Annotated in this window: 17 protein-coding genes; 9 read left to right on the top strand and 8 right to left on the bottom strand. The window is 46.0% G+C overall.

Annotation, left to right across the window (positions count from 1 at the left end):
- Nucleotides 1–16: 16 nt before the first annotated feature.
- The 8 genes from ACX0G9_RS26925 to ACX0G9_RS26890 form a co-directional block, all read right to left on the bottom strand.
- Entirely contained in the window at nt 17–1456 is a 1440-nt protein-coding gene (locus ACX0G9_RS26925; RefSeq protein WP_459068076.1) for a hypothetical protein, read from the bottom strand.
- Between the two features lie 592 nt (nt 1457–2048).
- Nucleotides 2049–2639 (bottom strand): hypothetical protein, encoded by a 591-nt coding sequence (locus tag ACX0G9_RS26920; protein ID WP_459068075.1) that lies wholly within the window; start codon nt 2637–2639, stop codon nt 2049–2051.
- Between the two features lie 8 nt (nt 2640–2647).
- A complete protein-coding gene (locus ACX0G9_RS26915) occupies nt 2648–3367 on the bottom strand; it encodes a 2OG-Fe(II) oxygenase (protein WP_459068074.1) in 720 nt (239 codons plus the stop codon).
- A 41-nt stretch (nt 3368–3408) separates the two neighbouring features.
- A complete protein-coding gene (locus ACX0G9_RS26910) occupies nt 3409–4395 on the bottom strand; it encodes a methyltransferase domain-containing protein (RefSeq protein ID WP_459068073.1) in 987 nt (328 codons plus the stop codon).
- A 3-nt stretch (nt 4396–4398) separates the two neighbouring features.
- Nucleotides 4399–6342, bottom strand: a complete 1944-nt coding sequence (locus ACX0G9_RS26905; RefSeq protein ID WP_459068072.1) for a B12-binding domain-containing radical SAM protein — start codon at nt 6340–6342, stop codon at nt 4399–4401.
- Nucleotides 6343–6372: 30 nt separating this feature from the next.
- Nucleotides 6373–7215 carry a hypothetical protein gene (locus ACX0G9_RS26900; protein ID WP_459068071.1) on the bottom strand — a complete coding sequence of 281 codons (843 nt, stop codon included), beginning with the start codon at nt 7213–7215 and terminating at the stop codon, nt 6373–6375.
- A gap of 10 nt (nt 7216–7225) precedes the next feature.
- Nucleotides 7226–8083, bottom strand: a complete 858-nt coding sequence (locus ACX0G9_RS26895; RefSeq protein WP_459068070.1) for a multinuclear nonheme iron-dependent oxidase — start codon at nt 8081–8083, stop codon at nt 7226–7228.
- A 29-nt stretch (nt 8084–8112) separates the two neighbouring features.
- Entirely contained in the window at nt 8113–8430 is a 318-nt protein-coding gene (locus ACX0G9_RS26890) for a hypothetical protein (protein ID WP_459068069.1), read from the bottom strand.
- Nucleotides 8431–8648: 218 nt separating this feature from the next.
- On the opposite strand from ACX0G9_RS26890, the gene trmD reads away from it, so the two are divergent.
- From trmD to ACX0G9_RS26845, 9 genes are all read left to right on the top strand, one after another.
- Complete coding sequence (trmD, locus tag ACX0G9_RS26885) at nt 8649–9326, top strand: tRNA (guanosine(37)-N1)-methyltransferase TrmD (RefSeq protein WP_459068068.1); 678 nt, start codon at nt 8649–8651, stop codon at nt 9324–9326.
- Between the two features lie 225 nt (nt 9327–9551).
- Complete coding sequence (locus ACX0G9_RS26880; RefSeq protein ID WP_459068067.1) at nt 9552–9782, top strand: hypothetical protein; 231 nt, start codon at nt 9552–9554, stop codon at nt 9780–9782.
- 920 nt (nt 9783–10702) lie between these two features.
- Complete coding sequence (locus ACX0G9_RS26875; protein WP_459068066.1) at nt 10703–11455, top strand: FRG domain-containing protein; 753 nt, start codon at nt 10703–10705, stop codon at nt 11453–11455.
- Nucleotides 11456–11529: 74 nt separating this feature from the next.
- Nucleotides 11530–11913: a very short patch repair endonuclease gene (locus tag ACX0G9_RS26870; protein WP_459068065.1), complete on the top strand. Its 384-nt coding sequence runs from the start codon at nt 11530–11532 to the stop codon at nt 11911–11913.
- Nucleotides 11914–11972: 59 nt separating this feature from the next.
- Nucleotides 11973–13373, top strand: coding sequence for a DNA cytosine methyltransferase (locus tag ACX0G9_RS26865; protein WP_459068064.1), 1401 nt, complete (start codon nt 11973–11975; stop codon nt 13371–13373).
- A gap of 108 nt (nt 13374–13481) precedes the next feature.
- Complete coding sequence (locus tag ACX0G9_RS26860) at nt 13482–14201, top strand: hypothetical protein (protein WP_459068063.1); 720 nt, start codon at nt 13482–13484, stop codon at nt 14199–14201.
- Nucleotides 14202–14226: 25 nt separating this feature from the next.
- Nucleotides 14227–15348 (top strand): ParB N-terminal domain-containing protein, encoded by a 1122-nt coding sequence (locus tag ACX0G9_RS26855; RefSeq protein ID WP_459068062.1) that lies wholly within the window; start codon nt 14227–14229, stop codon nt 15346–15348.
- Nucleotides 15349–15687: 339 nt separating this feature from the next.
- The gene (locus ACX0G9_RS26850; protein WP_459068082.1) at nt 15688–17028 is read left to right on the top strand and encodes a DEAD/DEAH box helicase; all 1341 of its coding nucleotides are present in this window, start codon (nt 15688–15690) and stop codon (nt 17026–17028) included.
- Nucleotides 17021–18229: a hypothetical protein gene (locus ACX0G9_RS26845; RefSeq protein ID WP_459068061.1), complete on the top strand. Its 1209-nt coding sequence runs from the start codon at nt 17021–17023 to the stop codon at nt 18227–18229. Before ACX0G9_RS26850 ends, ACX0G9_RS26845 begins: the two co-directional genes overlap by 8 nt.
- The last annotated feature ends 505 nt before the right edge of the window (nt 18230–18734 follow it).

Raw genomic sequence — 18734 nt, 5'->3', positions numbered from 1 at the left:
AATTTATTATTAACACTTAAAAATTATAGCCGACGCGAAACAGAATAGCCTGAGTATTTGGTTTTTGGGAATAACTAAGATAATCCCAAAGCAGACTTAGCTTCGTCTTCTTAAACACCCGGCTTTTTACGGAAACAGTCTTACTAACGCCCAGCAACCCTGACCTTGTCCAATAATTCATTTCACGCAGTTGCCGGACGGAAGAAAAGGGAGTGGTTCGGTTGAATTCCAACCCTCCCGAAAGAAAGAAACTGCCTTTTACTTTTATATCCAGAAAGGATCTGACGGATAGACCGTTTCCTGTAAAGGCAATATGATTCCAACCATTGCCCAGGCCAATTTTTGTACTAAATCCCAATCCCGCAATATTTCCTCCACCGAGTTTATAACCAACTGATGCGCCCAGATCGGCTACCGTCGGGTAATATTGGTTATTTCGCGAAGTCTGGAAGTTTACGCCAAATTCCAGTCTTTTTAAGAAGGTTTTTGTTTTTTGATCATTCGGCTTAAAGTTTGGCATATCGATATCACCGCTCCCGCCACCCAATTTGTTTAATTTATCCTTGTAGCCATCCAATTGGCTTTGGGCGGATTGCAGATTACCCTGCAGAGCCGCCGCCCCTCCTGCGCCACCTGTTGCTACCTGGCTTTGGATAAGCTGATTTATCTGCGTGCGTGTCTGCAACCCAACCAAGGCCTGCGGGTCTCCATAATTACCAGGCAAATTGAATAATCCGGCGAGGGCTCCGTTCTCTTTCATAAATGTCTGAAAGGCCGGCAATTTATTCAGAAGAGACAGGGCTTTCTGCTCCATAGCGTCAGGAGAATTCAGGAGCTGTTTGTATTCCCTAACCTGCAGGGAATAGTATGTTAATTCACGCCCCATTCCCTGTACGTCCTTATTCAGGCTGGCAGGCAGATTATTAAACTTACTAAGACATTGCCCGATCCGTTCTTTGCGCTCCCTGATAAATTGTTTGATCTGGTCCGCATCCTGGAGCTTTGCCTGTAAGGCTTGCAACTCCCCGACTGAGTTTTGCAGCTGTACCAAGGCAGTTCCTTTCGATACAAGCAATTGCGGGTTCTTTTGCAGAAATGCCAGACTCCCTTTTAAAGAATCCGTATACGGTTGATATTCCCCGCCGTTTGACATCGAACGGCTGCCTGTATCCTGACGAAGTTTTCGGGCCAGATCCGCATATTCCAACTGCGAATTTGAAAATAAATTTTTAGCTGCCGTTGAGTCAATCTTGTATAATTTTTTTTGCATGCGGGCCTCACGTTTTGCCAAACGCGCCAGGTATTTTTCCGTCTGCCAGGTAAGTTGATCATTCAGGCCCGCAGTCTTATGATGAATCCTGTCCAATAACCGGAAAGGAAACCCCGTCAACTTTCCCGAAGCAGGTTCTTCACCAGATTGGCCATAGGACAGGCTTTGGCAGAATATCAGGCCCATAAAAAGGCCTATGGTTATTTTGTATAAAATAGTCATAGCATTACCAATACAAATTGTATCAGTTCAGTTAAATAAAATCAGGAAAAAATTAAAACAGAAGTGGAATTGGTGTCCGGTCGGACGAGGCGAAACAGGAAGTATGCGCCCGGCTATATAGCAAGCCGATTGCTCGTAAATTAGTTGATTTCATGGTCAGGTGTTTATTAATTAGGGGTAAAGAATACAGATAGGCTACGGTAGGGCGAATGTAGAAGTTTTATTTAAACTTCCAATTTTTTGAATCCTTTTCTCAAAACCTTTTCATCCGGCCTAAGGGTTTACTACTAAACACGAATACGTCTGGCGTATTTTAAAGCCCTTTCCCATGGCCGTTATTTGGGATAAATGAGTAGTTCCAACTCCAAAAAAAATAAGGCGTACCCCCTTCCCTCAGGAAAAAGATACACCCTTTGTCAATAGTCAATTAAACAAGGTAAAGGCTCTGCTTAGTCTGGCAAACCTAAGTATGTTATTAATCAATGGTAGCCCACATATAAAAACACCAAAACCATCCAATCGAACTAGTCCAAAAGCAACTATTTTTATAAATTGTTTATATTTTTTTGAGAACCGTTGCCGTAGAGGTCGGCCAACGGTCCCCAATCCGCTTCCGTGTATCGAATTTCCAGTTGGCATGCTGCCCTTTTGCATCTACATAATGAAGAAATACCTGGGTCCAACTGGTTCCGGGAAAAGCATCCCGTCCATGTATGATAGCACAGCCTTTATACAGCAAAAGATCCCCTTTATCCAGGCGAATCGGTATTTTCTTTCGTGTCCGTCCTACGCCTTTGATCAGGTATAGGGGCCAAAGGGCTTGGGCCTGGTAGTCAATGGGGATCGTCAGGCTATACTCACAGGCTTCCCTATCCTGGTGTGGTTTCAGGAGATCTCCTTTCTGGTAAATACGGGCATAGGAATAGGTAGGGAATAGTTTTTTGCCGCATTGTTTTTCTGCTATGGGCAGGCAATGGAGCAACAGGGCCTCTGTCAGGCTATCGCCATAACGGGCAAATTTGGAAATACCGTCGTTTTCCAGCTCCCCGATCCGGGATTGAAAGACAAGATAGTCCGCAACAATTTTTAAAAGATCCTTAGGTATGAGCTTCCGCAGGACCAGGTAACCTTTTTTCTCCCATTCCATAGTCGACATCATTTATAAATCCAACCATTCAGCGTAAACCGGCTATCCCTGAATTCCCGGGAGAGACATTTGACCTTGGCGACCTCATGTAAGGTGCCGCTATCAAAAAAGACGATCGAATTCTGAACAGGAACAATCGTCTTAAATGTCTTTTCAGGTTGGGATTCGACAGCACCCGTCTTTTGGGAGTCTGTTTTTTTCATTGCCTTCACCGGTTCATATAAACGCAACTCCCCACCGGTATAAGGCTTGGGCTCGCTGTAATAATAGAACACATAGGATATTTGTCGCCGTTTCTGCAACGGACTGCCATTATCCGTATGCGATTTAAAGAATTCGCCATCGTTGGTAGCGGTGATCTGGGCATCGATATGATCAACGGCAAATTCCTTTATCGTCAACTTCTCCAGGATCAGGGGCAGCTTCTTCAGGATCTTATTGGTGAACAAGGTCCGGAATTCTGCAGGAGCGGTAAGAACTTTTGATCGGCGAAAGCTGCGGTCTATCTGTCCATTCCCTGTTCCGGTTTTGTAGACTTTCGAGGGCAGTAATTCTTTTTCTTTTTGCAGGGTAAATGCAAACAAGGCCTCCAATTCCTTTGGGGAAAGGAAATTGGGCAAAACCAGGTAATTGGCTTTTTTAAACCGGCGGGAAGGCAGGCTTAGGGTAAAGTTGGCGACCAGGGTACCTCCTTCTACCGAAAAATTTGCGTGGTTGTTATTTTTCATATCGACCGTTTAAACCGACAGGTTAATAGACAAAAGTATTCTTAGCCCAGCTGCACCAGGTGAACGAACCAGCTGATCCCATCCGAAGATCCGTTATTGACCTGAACAAGGGTACAGTTCGCCTTTTCATAATAGGCTTGCCAGCCCTCATGGTCTCCGGGTGGAATACCCTGCCCGGTAAATAATTGAACCATATCATGTACCACCGTATGCTGGTATAGTGCACCTTCCGCTCTACGCGTATTCAAGACACCATAATAATCCTGCACGATCAAGGTCTTGCCTTTAAAAGAGGACCGCAACCTTTTGAGCAGGCGCAGAAGTCGTTTGTCGTCTTCAAAAAATTCGTTGAGGATATTGGAGGCAATCACCACATCGATAGACCGGAGTTCATCGGGATTCAGTAAACTACCAAAATCATGCACGTCTCCCCGGATCAATCGGGCCCGGTTAAACAATTTTTTCTTTCGGATACGGCCATTGGCGCCGGAGACAAGATGTTTGTTCTGGTCTATCCCAAATCCCCGGTGGCCGGGGTCTTTCTCACAGAACAATTCGATCAGTCGGCTGGGGCCACAACCCAGATCCAGGATATTCTTTGCCCCCAGGTCCGCGAGCAGACCCAGCATTTTTACCTGGTCATTGCCGGCATGCGCCTTTTCAAAGGCCCGGGAAAAGGACAGCGGATTTAGTTTGATCCGGGGTACCGATCCCGGAAGGGAGAATTTTCCATAGGCCCCTAAGAACTTATCGATAGGAAAGGCCAGATCGTTATAAGAACTATAAGCCGGGTTCAGTGCAAAGCCGTCTGTTCCGACTTTAAGAATGATATCTGTCCGGTCGGTCATGATCTGCAGCAGGGTACTATCCTGTCGGGACATTCGGGCAAAACTAACTGTCCTTTTTTTCTGGTCCGGATCCAAATACCCCTTTTTGTGCAGGTACAGTATCAAATGAGAAATATAATAGCCCTCTATCAGATCGAAAACATTTTTTTTTGTTGCGGCAGCAGTCGTTTGTTTCGGCATAAATTAACAAAATTCTTTGTCTGCCCGGGACAGAATTTTCTTTTCAATGGGTTTGATCAATCGTAATATTTCCTTATCGGGATAATAAGTCTCTACCCGGCATTTTCCCCGTTTGTCTTCTACTACCTGGACAAGGATATCCTCTCTTTTGCTGATTAAGCGGGCTGGGATCTTTTTCCCTTCCTCCAGTAATCGCAGGATCTGCGGACAGGGATGAATCTGTCGGATCAGGCTGAAACCCGGGTTTTGGTCTGAATTAGGTTTGGAGACAAAATTATCCTTACCCGCAGAGCCTTGGATGGCACTATTGCCATCCTCCCTAACTTTTGTATGGTATTCACTGGAAAATAATTGTCCTTTAAGATGATCAACTTCATAGCGCCAACGGGTGAGGGATACGATGATACTATCCTTCCCGAATTGCCGAACCAGGTATTGACCAAAAATTCCTATCGTGATCTTCCCGATATTCATCTTGGTTGCCCAGGCATAAACGGCATCATTCAGCTGATGCAGGGAACCATTATAAAAACTGAGCAGGTATTTACAAACCGTAGCTCCCAATGGACGAAGGGCGCCAAATAAAGAGGTGGTAAGAATGTATAATTCCCTCGGCAGGACAGCTTCATAATAATGATGGTTCATAAAGATGGCCGGGTTCTGTTGCATAATGGCCGGATCATCGTCTTCCAGGGTCGGGAAATTAAAATCGCTGATATAATTATCAAACCTCAGTTTGTCTTTATGCTCCAGGATCAGGGCTGTCCCTGGCTCCGGAGTCAGCAGATGCAATTGCAGATTGATGTCCGTAGGATAATGATAAGTATAACAGGAACCAAGCAGATCCAGGGTATCATCCAGGTCCTGTTTGGTTTCTTCCGGATAACCTGCGATAAAAGAAAGTGTGGGTCGGATCCCGAGTTCCAACGTATAACGAAGGGTATCGTGAAACAAGGAGAGATCCAGTTTCTTTTTGGATATCCGCTGCATGGTGGGAGAACCGGTTTCGATACCATAAAAGATGGCCTTACAACCAGCCTTTTTCATAACGGTCAACAAATCCTTGTTGACACAATCCATCCGGGCCGAACAGGTCCATTGGAATTTTTTGGACGCAATTTCCCGGCAGAACTCCCGGACCTTCGTTTCATTGACCGTGAACAGATCATGGCTAAGACCGAATTCCTTTATTCCGTAAGTCAAATGCAGGTGAGTCAATTCCCGGGAAAGGGTCGCGGCCGATTTTAACCGGTAACTGCGTCCAAAAAAGGAGGCGGTGGAACAAAAGGTACAGGAAAAAGGGCATCCCCTACCCGCTTCCACCCGCAACTTTTTTATATGTAGTTTTTCGATGGGATAGGCATGATAGGCCGGAAAAGGGAGCTGGCTAAGATCGTGGATCGTGCTTGCTCCGGAGGTGGAGATAATCCTTCCCTTCTCCCGGAAACTTATTCCCTCGATCCCATGGAGTTTGGTCATGTCTCTTTTCCCGGCATGTAGTCCTTCAGCTATAGCTTCTATGATCGGAATGATCTTTCCCTCCGCCTCATTTCTGACGATAATATCAAAATCCGGGAATTGCGCCATGATCTCGGCATGTAAGACAGTGGCATGTGGTCCCCCTAACAAAATGGGAATGTTCGGCCGTTCCTGCCGGACATAGTGTGCAATCTTCAGGGTGCAGATAAAATTGCAGCCCAGGGAAGTAAACCCTATAATATCGGGGACCATGTCCAATATCCGGCGGGCGATATTTCTGTATAGATCCCGGTCGATGGACAATTCGCCTTTGGCAATAGCCAGCTTGGGATCATAGAGACTGGCTCCATATCCTTCTTTTTCCAGGACGGCGATCAGCGAGATCAAACCCAAATGGGGCTGTAGTTCCATCTCGCGGATATTATTTTCCTGTTTTAACAATAAGTTATCTACCAGGAGTATTTCCATAAATAACTATTCAGCCAGTTTATCGGGTCTTCAGTCTATACTGCCAGCGCCCCTTTCCGATCGGGTCTTCACGGCTTTCTTTGCAAAAAAGATAAGATCCATATCAAAGAGCATCTGGAAATTGATCAGCAGGGTCGCTATCTCCTGTTTCTTTTCCAGTTTGGTCATGAGCGTCAGGACCGTATTTTTTCCATTTATTCCCAGCAGGGCCTGGACCAGGATCGGATCAGCCTCTAAAATGGTGGCATCCCGTTGACCATTTTCCAGCCAGTAACAATAGGTCCTCACTTTTGAATGGTACCTGGGATTCTTCCCGGTCTCTTTCATCAGGGAAATCTCCCGCGGATTAAAATGAAGATTGAGCAGGGTATAATTCCCAATGGGTTTAATAGGCAGATCGATATTGAACTCGAGACGTTTGCCCTTGGGCAGATCCTGAACATTATGCTGCTGTCTGAAACGCAGACTTTTTAAGGTGGACTCATGGTTCAGGGTATCGGCCATCAATTTGTACATCACGGCCGAACGTTTGCTCAGGTATTTGGTCAGGTAAAGGGTAAAGAGGCTTTCCTTTTCCAGGTTGGGCGCTTTTTTTAGTTTCAAACCCTGATGAAGGGTCAAATAACCGGAAAATACGGCCTGGTTCATCTTGAATTTGTCCAGCATCATAAAGGTGAGGGGATATTCGCCCAACATAAAATTATGCTGCACCCTACAGATAAAGGCACTGAATTTCCGGATGGAGGCATAGAGCGCTTTGTTCTTGCCAAGGAGACGACCGGCGGCGGTTTTATCATTTTGCAGATAGTCGAGGAATTTTGCATCTCCGATCGCTTTAGCTAAAACGGATTGGATGTATTTGTTGCTAATCAATGGAAAGGTATTAATATTTACTAATAGTGGTTTTTACTTTTGTCAGTTCTTCCTGCAGGACGGATAACGGGAAATTGGAATGCCAGTTGTATTCCAGGGTAATAGCCTGGGGCCGGGTATGCTTCAACAATATCTCCAGCAATTCGAAAATGATCGCCGGGGCTTTTTCCGCGTGGTTGTCCCAATGCGATTCCCCGTCGAAAGAGACGCCGGAGATATGCACTTCGACGACCCGGTCGAGGGGTAGCCTGGTCAATTCTTTTTTCGCATCGAAGGAAAAATTCTTGGATGAAATATACCAGTGCGTCAGATCGAGCAGCAGTTCGGTCTCCGAATTCCGGCAGATCGTGGAAAGGAACTCCGTTTGATTCATCGTACTGCCGGGCAGCGAAAAATACAGGGGAGAATTCTCCATGATAATGGGGATCTGGAAATATTCCTCATTGATCCGGGCATTGTTGATGATATTATCCACGGATTCCTTATTCATGACCGAGCTGACGGTATACCCTATATTATAGGGCTCTCCTTCAGCATAGGCCTCGTAATAATTATCATCGATCCGGTCACCGGTTATAAAGGCAATATGCTCCCCCAGCCAGGGTGTCCTGGTTTCTTTGATATAATGGGCCAACTGTGTTTTCGTCCGCTCGTCGGCAGCGGTATATCCTGCCAGCGATAAGCTGGCGCAATGCAATACCAGGGGCTTCTTATTCAGGGTATGAATAAGTTTGCCATCGAAGTTGAGGAGCTCAAACGGAACTTCGATGTAATCGAAGCCTTCCATCTGACTATCCTGCAACGCATCCAGGTAATGATTGTACGCTATGCCGACACGGATGTCCGCATTCCTGTTTACATCATGCATGAAAGACCAATTGTGAACTTTCGTTACTACTAATCGACTGGTCCGGGAGGGGTTCCGCCATCCGGTGGTTCATTGATGATAGACACACCCTTGAACTGGATCTTGATCACACCTGTTCTTTTCAGACATGAACTGGCTTGTGCGATGTCCCTCGCCGTGAACTTAATGGTTTTGGAGCCTAACTGGATCTGCAGTTTTCGGAGCAGGGTAGCTACGGCCGGAGTCGGTGCGATCACTCCTTTGGCCTTAGTAGCCGATTTTTTGACGGCGGCCTTCCTGGCAGGGGCCTTTTTGGTGGCGGCTTTTTTCACAGGAGCCTTTTTGACAGCCTTTTTTTTGCTTGCCATTGTTAAGATTTAATGATTAACGAATAGAGGAACTAAACAGGCGGCAGGTGTTGGTAGGATCATTAAATATACAAATTTTTATTAATAGACACCGCGGAAGAGCAGTTTTATACCTAATCGGGGTGGTTTAACGGTTTATTACGGGTTTACACTTAGGGAATGATTCACCATTTCCTTAAAATCGCTCCTGGTCAAATTGCTCTGATTATCTTTGCCCCATGCGTATCGATATATTGACCGTCCTTCCCGAGCTGCTGGAGAGCCCCTTTTCCCATAGTATCTTAAAGAGAGCAAAGGAAAAGGGATTGCTGGAGATCCGGACCCACCATTTACGGCAATGGGCGCTGAATGAATATGGACAAATCGATGACTACCAATATGGAGGTGGCGCCGGTATGGTGATGATGCCCGAGCCATTGGCCAATGCCATCGAATCGCTCTCGAAAGAAGTAAAATATGATGCTATTATCTATCTCACTCCGGATGGAGAGCGATTGAATCAATCGATCGCCAACCATCTCTCGATGTCTGAGAATCTGCTCCTTATCTGCGGTCATTATAAAGGGATCGATCAACGCATCAGGGACAAATATGTCACCCGGGAGATCTCTATCGGAGATTATGTCCTCAGCGGGGGAGAACTCGCCGCCGCCATTCTTGTAGATGCCATTGGAAGGTTACTCCCAGGCGTTCTGAATGACGAGACCTCTGCGTTATTTGACTCCTTCCAGGACAATCTGCTTGCTCCGCCGGTATATACAAGACCTGCCGATTGGCGGGGCGCTAAGGTGCCGGAGATCCTGCTGAGCGGGGATCCTAAGAAGATTGAGGATTGGCGGTATGAAGAATCGGTGAGGAGGACACAGGAGAGAAGGCCGGATTTGTTGGATGGGTGAACACTAATCTACCAGTTATACATAACCGCAATCATTATATACCCTGGTTATTCCTTTAAATACTCACTGAAAGGTACCGGCAGCCAAGTTTTTTGTGTTAAGTCGGGGTTTCCCTATATAAGGTTTTATAGTAAAGTATCTAATATCGACAAAAGTCAATATATGATTGCTGCTGATAGTACTACCTTTCCAGAACAGTCTCATTAATAAAAAACCACCTTATCCATGCAAAAAGAAATCTTTCACCGCCTTACGCGCATCGACTCCCTGATCCGGATCAAAGGAACGGGAACGCCCAATGAATTAGCCAATAAGATCGGTATGTCCGAAAGAAGCACGTATGAATACATACGGCTCATGAAAGACTTCGGCGCGCCGGTCCAATACTCCCGGCAACGAAAAAGTTATTATTATAAAGAAGGCGGACGATTCATGATCAGTTTCCTGTCTGATTGATTTCGGATCTGAAAAATAACCTACATTCTTTCCAACCATCCCTTCGAAAGGTGTAGTGGCGCGGTATTATATGCATTATATATTGATATTCTTGTTTGGGTAATTTTTAAACCTTAACTATCACGGCATTTCATAATTCATTTAAGATCTGGGTGTCAGGCGTGGCTATTTTCTCTGAGATATCAGAGCGGCATCTAACCTGACCGATGGAAAAAATTTCGACCTGGTCAGAATTGCCAATAAAGAATTAGCCCGAAGCAAAAGGGAGTCTTATTATACCCTGGATTTCTTGGATTCAATCTGCCGGCGCGACAGCCTGCAGATTGCCATTGTCCATGAACGATTAGACTGCCCCTATTTTATACAACGTTGAACAAGATAGCCACGTGGCAGATCCAGAACAATGTCACCTACAGTGATGCCATCGTTTCTTTTTATGCCATAAAACCTTCTGCGACTCCCGATCTGAAAACAAATATCCTCCCTATCGGCATCTGTTGCCTAAGGGCGTGGAGGTAAAATATTATTAAATCTTATTTAACGGGTAATGCGTCTTTTAGCGATAAAAAGTGATAGGGACGGTGCTGTCCCAGTTGATACCAAAACAGGGTATAGACGATCTCATCCTGCATATGCCGGGGAAAAGCTATCTTATCCCATCCTGAAACCCATAGGGAATAGGTGTTTTCATTAATGTCGTTTATCCCTATTCGGCTTTTTTACATTATTTTCAGTATTTCTAACTCCGTTTATCGTTCCTGATTTGTTTTCTTGATTCAAACGAATGATTGTTATCTCACAGTAAAGAAAGTGAAGGAGGAAGGAAAAAAATGAACACATTGGCCAATCATGGCATTAATTCACGATCGGATTTTGAGGTATTCAAAATGGTTTAAATGCACAATATAATAAATGTATAGATGGTAAATAAGCGACCGCCAAAAATATCGAGCGTAAGGGATTTTATAGGTATAATTGAGAAGGTAAAGGCAGACAATAAAAAAGCAGGTAACAATTCGGACTTACTATTTAGGGGCCAACCGGTCGACAGGCCATTGTTGCCAAAACTTGCGAGAATTAGAATGAAAGGTAATATTACCGCACTTGAAAAGATTATGCTTGGTGAATTTAGGCGCGGAGTTTTACCTTTGACTGAATTTAAGCCAGAAAATAATTGGGATCTACTCGCGCTGGCCCAACATCATGGATTGCCTACTAGACTCTTGGATTGGACCTATAGCGCTTTAGTCACACTGTGGTTTGCCGTGGAAAAACCGCCGATAAAAAATGAAACAGGAATCGTTGAAGACGGAGTCGTATGGATATTATCAGGTGTTGTTGATGATTTTAGAACAAATACGGGGGAAATCGATCCTTTCACAAATAAAATCACTGAAATTTTCAGATCGTCAGTGATTTCAAGGCGAATCTCTGCTCAAGCGGGAGTTTTTACAGTGCATAAAATAAACTCTACGGGGAAAATGGTCAAATTTGAAACAAATAAAAGTTTTAAGGATAAGTTAGTTAAGTGCATAATACCTTATTCGGGATTTCCAGCTATTAGAAAGCAACTGCACGTACTAGGAGTCAATAATTCAACCATTTTCCCGGATATTGACGGCTTTTGCAAACATCTGGAGTGGCGATTTTCATCGTATCAAGATGAGAAGTAAACTCCCTCGTTTGATATTTGTATGTGTATTGTATTTGTCGAAATTGTCAAGCAACTAAATTGGGTTTGATCAAGATGGAAAGAGGATTATTAATGTCAAAAATCAAGAGCAAGGATACGAAGCCTGAAATGATGGTTCGTAGCATTGTATGGAAGGCAAGTTTCCGATACAGGTTGCATTCGAAGAACTTACCGGGAACTCCTGACCTTGTTTTCAAACCTAAGAAAAAAATAATATTTGTAAATGGTTGCTTCTGGCACGGCCACATTTGTAGAACTGGCAAATTGCCAAAGACTAATACTGAATTCTGGGCTACGAAAATATCAAAAAATAAAAATAGAGATTTAGCCAACAAAAAAAAACTAAAGAAATTGGGATGGAAATGCTTAATTTTATGGGAATGTGAGCTTAAGAAGCCTAACACTATTAAAAAAATCTTGTTTTTTTTAAAGGATTGAAATTCTTATGTTTACCGTTAGACAATAATAGCCAAATAATTAGATAGCCCAGGTTTTCCATGTTTACTACAACTTCTAAAATCGATACAAAGGATAGCCGTTTGAGCTCCGCTACGGTTTCAGCCGTAAAAAAGGGTAAAAAGCCTGCTTTGGAGGCTGTCGTTGTAAGGATCGACCGAAAATCAGGTATGAAAGCCTTTGCGGCTTCCCGTAAAAGGCAGTTAACTTTAGAAAATATTTCATCGCAAACCTTCAAAGCGGTCGAAATATCGGAAACAGGTAGTCGGCCATGGAGCGTTTTCGGAGACCGGCCTGCATCCGAAGTCGATTGCGACTACACACATGTCAGTCTTTTTTCCGGGTGCGGCGGATTCGACCTTGGATTTCGCCAAGCGGGGTTTAAAACGATTCTGGCGAACGATATTGATCCCGATGCTTGTCTCACTTATAGGGCGAACTTAGGTGAAATAGTCGAAGGAGATCTTAGGAACGTAGAACTCCCCAAACTGAAAAGGCGACCGGACGTACTGACCGCGGGCTTTCCCTGTCAACCGTTCTCAAATGCGGGATCCAGGAAGGGACTCACCGACGACCGAGGCATGTTATATCAGACAGCCATCGACATCGTAAAACGGCTTAAGCCTCGTTCAGTCGTCTTCGAGAACGTACGTGGCATTTTATCTTTTATGGATGGCGAAAAATTGCTCATCGAGGGCATTTGCGAACAATTGAACGACCTGGGCTACGATGTCACGTTCAGCCTGGTCGACGCCTCCCACCATAACGTCCCGCAAAAACGGCTTAGAGTCGTCATCGTTGGAATCGAGCGTAGTAAAAAACATGGCGTTTTTTCCTTTCCCCCTTCTATCGAGAGAAAAGATCTGACGCTGCGGCACACGATATTGGACCTGCCGAAAGACGCCAAGAACCAGTCGGAGCTTATGCAGCTGAATCCCCAGGCAATCGCCATCGGCGATATGGTGCCCGAAGGGGGATCTTGGAAGAGCATTCCGTACGAGCGATTGCCTCCGAGGCTGCAGAAGATTTGGGATAATATCGAGCGGTATCGTTGGCCAAAATTCTATCGGCGTTTCCACAGGGACGAGATCGCCGGGACCATTACCGCCGCCTTTAAGCCGGAGAATGCCGGCGTATGGCATCCATTGGAGAAAAGAATATTTTCTGTCAGGGAAATCGCCAGGATCCAATCCTTTCCGGACTGGTTCGATTTCGAAGGACGGACCGTCAAATCGAAGTATAAGCAGATCGGCAACGCGGTTCCGCCCCGACTGGCTTACGAGATCGCGGGTCGCATATCGGAGGCCCTCCAAGGCAAGGACCTACGCGAGGACTTCTCCGACTACCTGAGCTTCGACCAATTCGTAAAGGCGGGCAAGCCCCTCCGCGCATGCGACAGGGACGTTGTTTTTTCGAAGGAAAAGAAAACGAAACGTAAATGATTGTAAATGCCAAAATACTTTTGCGCGGAACAGGTACTAACCTGTTTCAAACGCTTGAAGTCCAGCAAGTCGTCGGGGAAGACCGCGCTAGAACGTACCTCGGGGCTAATGTATTTCCTAGCATTCGAAGCCGTGTTGAAAAATACCGACGAGACCTATCTGGATTGCAATCCCGATAAGACCGATGGAATCCATGCCAGAAAAGCCATTGAATTTGAGTTTACCAAGCTTGTCCTACTTGGAAATGCAGATGGCCATCCATATCAGGTTTACGAACTGGGAAAAATCGCCAAAGACGGTACTATGCCGGAAAAAAGGATCTCTTCCAATTTTTTAACCGTCCCCTTAAAGAACGCCTCCAAACAAGCCGCCCCCTATTATTACCCCAAGCGGCCCGCCCCCCTGATGAACCTGGGACAGGCTGCATCGGGCGTCAAATGGGGGATCGTTCGTCACACGGACTGGGCGAAAAACTTACCTCGGTTCTTTTCCGAAATAACCGGATCCACCTTTTTTACGGACCTAGCGGTATTTGTCGTACGCGACATGCCGATTCCCGATTCGCACGCAAAAAATTGTATAGACGCATTAACTATATTACTTGGAAAAAAATTCTCAGCCGAGTTGTCCGAATTCTGGATAGATAAGATCAAGAAGGAGCATATATTGGCAAGACATCTAGCGAGTCCATTTTGCAATGCTTATGAACCCTTGGTAGATAAAATTCGAGTTTCCAGCGGTCTATCCCCGAAGACCGAGCTCGAAGAATTAAAAAATCGAATCGCCTATTTCGAAGGACTCTTACAGGCTAACGGAATTAGATATTAAACCTCAAATGAAAAACTAACGAATCATGAATGCACCTTCATTCTTACTCCCCAAACCCGCACCGGTCATGAAACAACGTCTCTACAACGGGCGCAAGCTCATGGTCTGGGAGGGGAAGGTAAATGTCTCTTCCATTCAAGGATGGGTGGACAACCCAAGGATCGAATTGGCGAAGAAAAAATTAAGATCCCGTATCGGCGAAAGAGACCTTACCCAAGACGAGATCTTCGATTTGATGAAGACCGATCCGGACGTCAAACTCGGCGACTTGCGTGATGACATACTCAAAAACGGTCTCCGGGAGCCTCTAACCCTGTCATTTAGCGGTACTCTCCTGGACGGCAATAGACGTTTCTTCGCATTAAAATACGCCTTAATGACGATGGGGGACACGTATCCAAACAAGCAGGATCTTCAAATGGTGGAGGCCTACGCCCTATCCGATACAGCCACCGAGGAGGACGAGCATTTCGTATTGGTCGAAGAGAATTTCTCGGCCTCCTTAAAATTGGAATGGCCGGATTATGTCAAGGCAACCAAGATAGTCGATGCAAGTCAAGAAGGCCTAACAGTCGATCAAATCTCCAAGAAATTCAGTTGGGCGAAGAGCAAGATTCGAGAGACCTTGAAGATACACGAAATCATTGAGGAATTCACCACTTTCGCCACCTCTCCCATCGACCTTGAAGACCCGAGCGGCGGAGGCTTAAATCTTTCCGAGAACGATGCGGAAAGAGTCGCCGCCAAAAATTATCAATATTTCAACGAGGCCCAAAAATCTTTCTTCGATCCTTTAAAGACGGACATCCAATTTAAGATCCAATTCTTCAAATGGGTCGACGAAGGTAAATTTTCCAGTTTTCCCGAGGTACGGGTTGCCTATAGCGCCTGGAAGAACCCCGAGGCCCTGGCAGCACTGATGCAGCCGGAACCGACTGCCGCCAAGGCTGCCAAAGCCATCATCGACTATAACATGCGCGTCTCCAGGTCCACGGAGGAGGCCGCAGGTCGAATCGAGACTTTCGTACGATTCCTCCATGACATGACCGCGAAGGAAATCAAGGCCCTTCCCCAGTCGTCAAGAGAAAAGCTGGAGGAGTCATTGGAAATGGTGATAAAAATGAGCAAAGCCGCAACGGCGGAATAATCGATGGAAATCTCGCTAGAAAACAACGAAGTGAATATTAAGGCCTCCGGCATGGAATTCTTACGCCTTAAGGCTGCCATATATAGACGCATAGGGTCGCTGGGAGTTACCGGTCGCGACACCATCAAGATTCCGGCTTCGGCTTTGTCGACCGTCCAAGATCTTTTGGACCCGAAGGCCCTCGGCTCCGAGCCGTTACGGAAATATATCGAGAAGTTCGAGATCCATGGCGTTGCAAGAGGAAAGGCCCACGAAATCTTGGAAAACGAAGACGTGGCGGCCCTACCGGAACGATGGCTAAAAGTCCTCGACCCCCCCCAAGCAACGGCGGTGGCGGCTATGACCCTGCCGGGGCTTCTCGGTCTCTGCCTCTTCGACGAGCAAGGCAGCGGAAAGACGGTGATGGCGCTGGCCTCCTTCGACCTACTTATGGAAAATAAGGCCGTCGACGCCATGATCGTCGTATGCCCCAAGAGCATGGTCAGCGAATGGAATAAGGATTTAGAAAGATTTCTTCCTGGAAAATATAAGATCGTGCAGGCCGAGGGAGACCGAAGGCTTAAATATGAAGCGGCACTAACGGATTTTCAGGTCCTGATCACCAACTACGAAGGCGTGGACGTCATGATGACTTCCCTTACGGGGATCGCAGCTCTGGTTCGCTATTTATTGGTCGTAGACGAATCCTATTATCTCAAGAATGGGGGCTCGGTTCGCTCGGTAAACGTATCGAAATTGCGAAGCTATTGCGAACGGTGTTTCGTGCTATGCGGTACGCCGGCGCCGAATTCAGCTCACGACCTCATACACCAATTCGATTTGGCCGATTTGGGATATACCTTCGGAGGATTCGTAAAATCTAAAGACCCCGCGGCGGATTGGGACTCCATATCGGAGCTCGTAGAAAATAAAGGGCTTTTCATTCGCCGCCTAAAGACGGAGATTCTGGATTATGTTCCTGAGAAGAATTTTCATGTCGTTCGAGTTCCGTTGGAAGGCCGACAGGCGCTGATGTACGAAAAGGCGAAGAGCGAATTGGCCCTGGAACTGAAGACACTGGACAACGAGACCTTTAAAAAGAGTCTGCTATCGTACTTCCAACGCCGCTCTGTTCTCCTGCAAATATGCAGTTACCCGAAAGCGATAGACCCCTCCTTGACAGAGACGCCAGTGAAATACAAGGTACTCGACGAACTCGTCGAACGATTGACTTCCTCGGGAAGAAAGGTCATCATATGGTCGTACTATAAAAAGAGCCTGGACGACTTAATGACGCGTTATGCTCGGTATAATCCGGTGAGAGTGGACGGATCCATTCCGTCGGTCCGGAGAAAGGAGGCGGTCCGATCCTTCCAGGAAGACCCATCTACGGTGCTTTTTATCGGAAACCCGGCCGCCGCGGGGGCGGGGATTACCTTGCACGCCTCATATGATGCGGCGTATATATCTTATTCCAACCAGGCTGCCCATTACCTGCAATCCCTAGACAGAATTCATAGACGCGGGCAAGAGTCGGACCATGTGAATTATTACCTCATCGCCTGCGAAGGAACGATAGAGGAGACGGAAATAGTCAGACTTCGGGAAAAGGAGATGAAACAGCATCACCTATTGCAGGACCGCGTCTCCTGGCCTACCTCGTTAGACGAAGCCTTAAAAGAATTATCGCCGGATGGATAAATATTTTGCCTGGATAATATCGACCGAGCTTTATTATGGCTTAAAAAAAGGCGGGATTTCCCCGGCCTACGTCATACCCGCGGAGATGATGCACGGCCATGAGGGATCCTTGGTTCGGTCAGGCGTCTGGGTGGTCGTTAGAGGACGACGAGACGAGGTGGCTGGATTCATAAAACCATGGAGGATCGAAAGATTTACTGATACCTATTATAAAGGAGATTATCTTTTACATGCGAATTTGACTTCCTCATTTAGGATCGGATCGCCGAATGCCGATGGCAGTCTTTTCTTTGCCGAGGCATTTAATTCTTTCCCCATGGGAATAAATGAGATCGACGCCGAATCGAAGCTGCGGATATTCGATTTCGTCCGTTCGAAAGTACAAAGAAAGTTTACGCCCCCGCCGACCTCCTCGATCAAGGACATTGTTTTGGAAAATGCCCCGAAGAGAAGAGCTTCATTAGCCAAAATTGCCATAAACCGCATCGTTCGAAATTATAGTCTCGATACGATATGGTGCACTGGATCAGTGAATAAACTCGGTCCATTCGCCAATTTCGCCCATGCATTAATAAGTGACCGCTTCGGTCCCTTGGTCGCCGCAGAATGCCTATCATATCTTCGAACCTATGATCCGCTAAATATTCTTTTAGAGACGAAGGATCGGACATCCGAACCCGAAAACCATTCGTCCGAAATCAGGCGAATAGTCGACACAGAGTTCACCGAGATAGATCCGGAATCAATCTATGCCAGAGAGTTCGTCGACTCCGATCATATCGTCGACCTGGAGGCCGCGCTAGCCAAGACGGAAACGGCTGAAAAATTCCACCAGGACATGTTACGGGACATTACAACCTATATGATATCCAGGGGAATCATTCCCTATGAAACCAGATCCGTCGATCTGATGATACGATGGGCCGGCCGAATAAATATCTACGAAATCAAAAGCACGAACGAGGTTAATTTATTCGCCCAATCGGCGAAAGGCTCTTTTCAACTAGCCTATTATTGCGAGGCGATGAAAGACGATTATGACAGCTTGAATCCGGTCCTGATCATTAGAAAGACCCATGACGAAGGCTCGGAGAAAATGTGCATAAACGTTTTGAGGAAATTGGGTATCGCATGTTTGATATATGACCCTTCCTGTGAGTGGCCTAACAGAATTGCAGGTTTGTTTGAGGATAGACAGTAATGGACAAACATTTCAAATCCAATTCCCAATTTGGAATTAAGTCCTGCCTGGTGACCCTGTTGATATTCCTGGTGGGCATCCTATTCCGGCATTTAAATATTTGCTCCGGGTATCGGCTTTTTACAACGGCCGCGCCGACGGGCTGGAGATCTGTTTGCTAAAGCAGGAAAAAAACTTGAAGGACATGCCTGATCTGAAAGATATGATGACCACCCTATCGCCTGATAGTTTTGACATCAGCGATCTCCCGGAGAGCTCGGTACTCCAGTCCGTGAGCGGCCTCGCAAAAGGGAAATGAGTTGAATATTTAACAATGAACTTTTCACTGATTATTATGGAACACCAAAGTCTTGCACAATTTACCCGCATTACCTTGTGTCTAGACGGGGAATATGTTTGGGCCCTTTAGATAATAACATACATCTCCCGTCGCATGAAGGGTACAGGAAGTGAACAATCCTATATTGCAGGTTTGAAAGTTGGGGTTCGCAGCCACGCGGGTATA

Source organism: Flavitalea flava, assembly GCF_054461575.1.
Note: the sequence above shows the minus strand (reverse complement) of the source record. Positions and strands in the feature narration are given on the sequence as shown.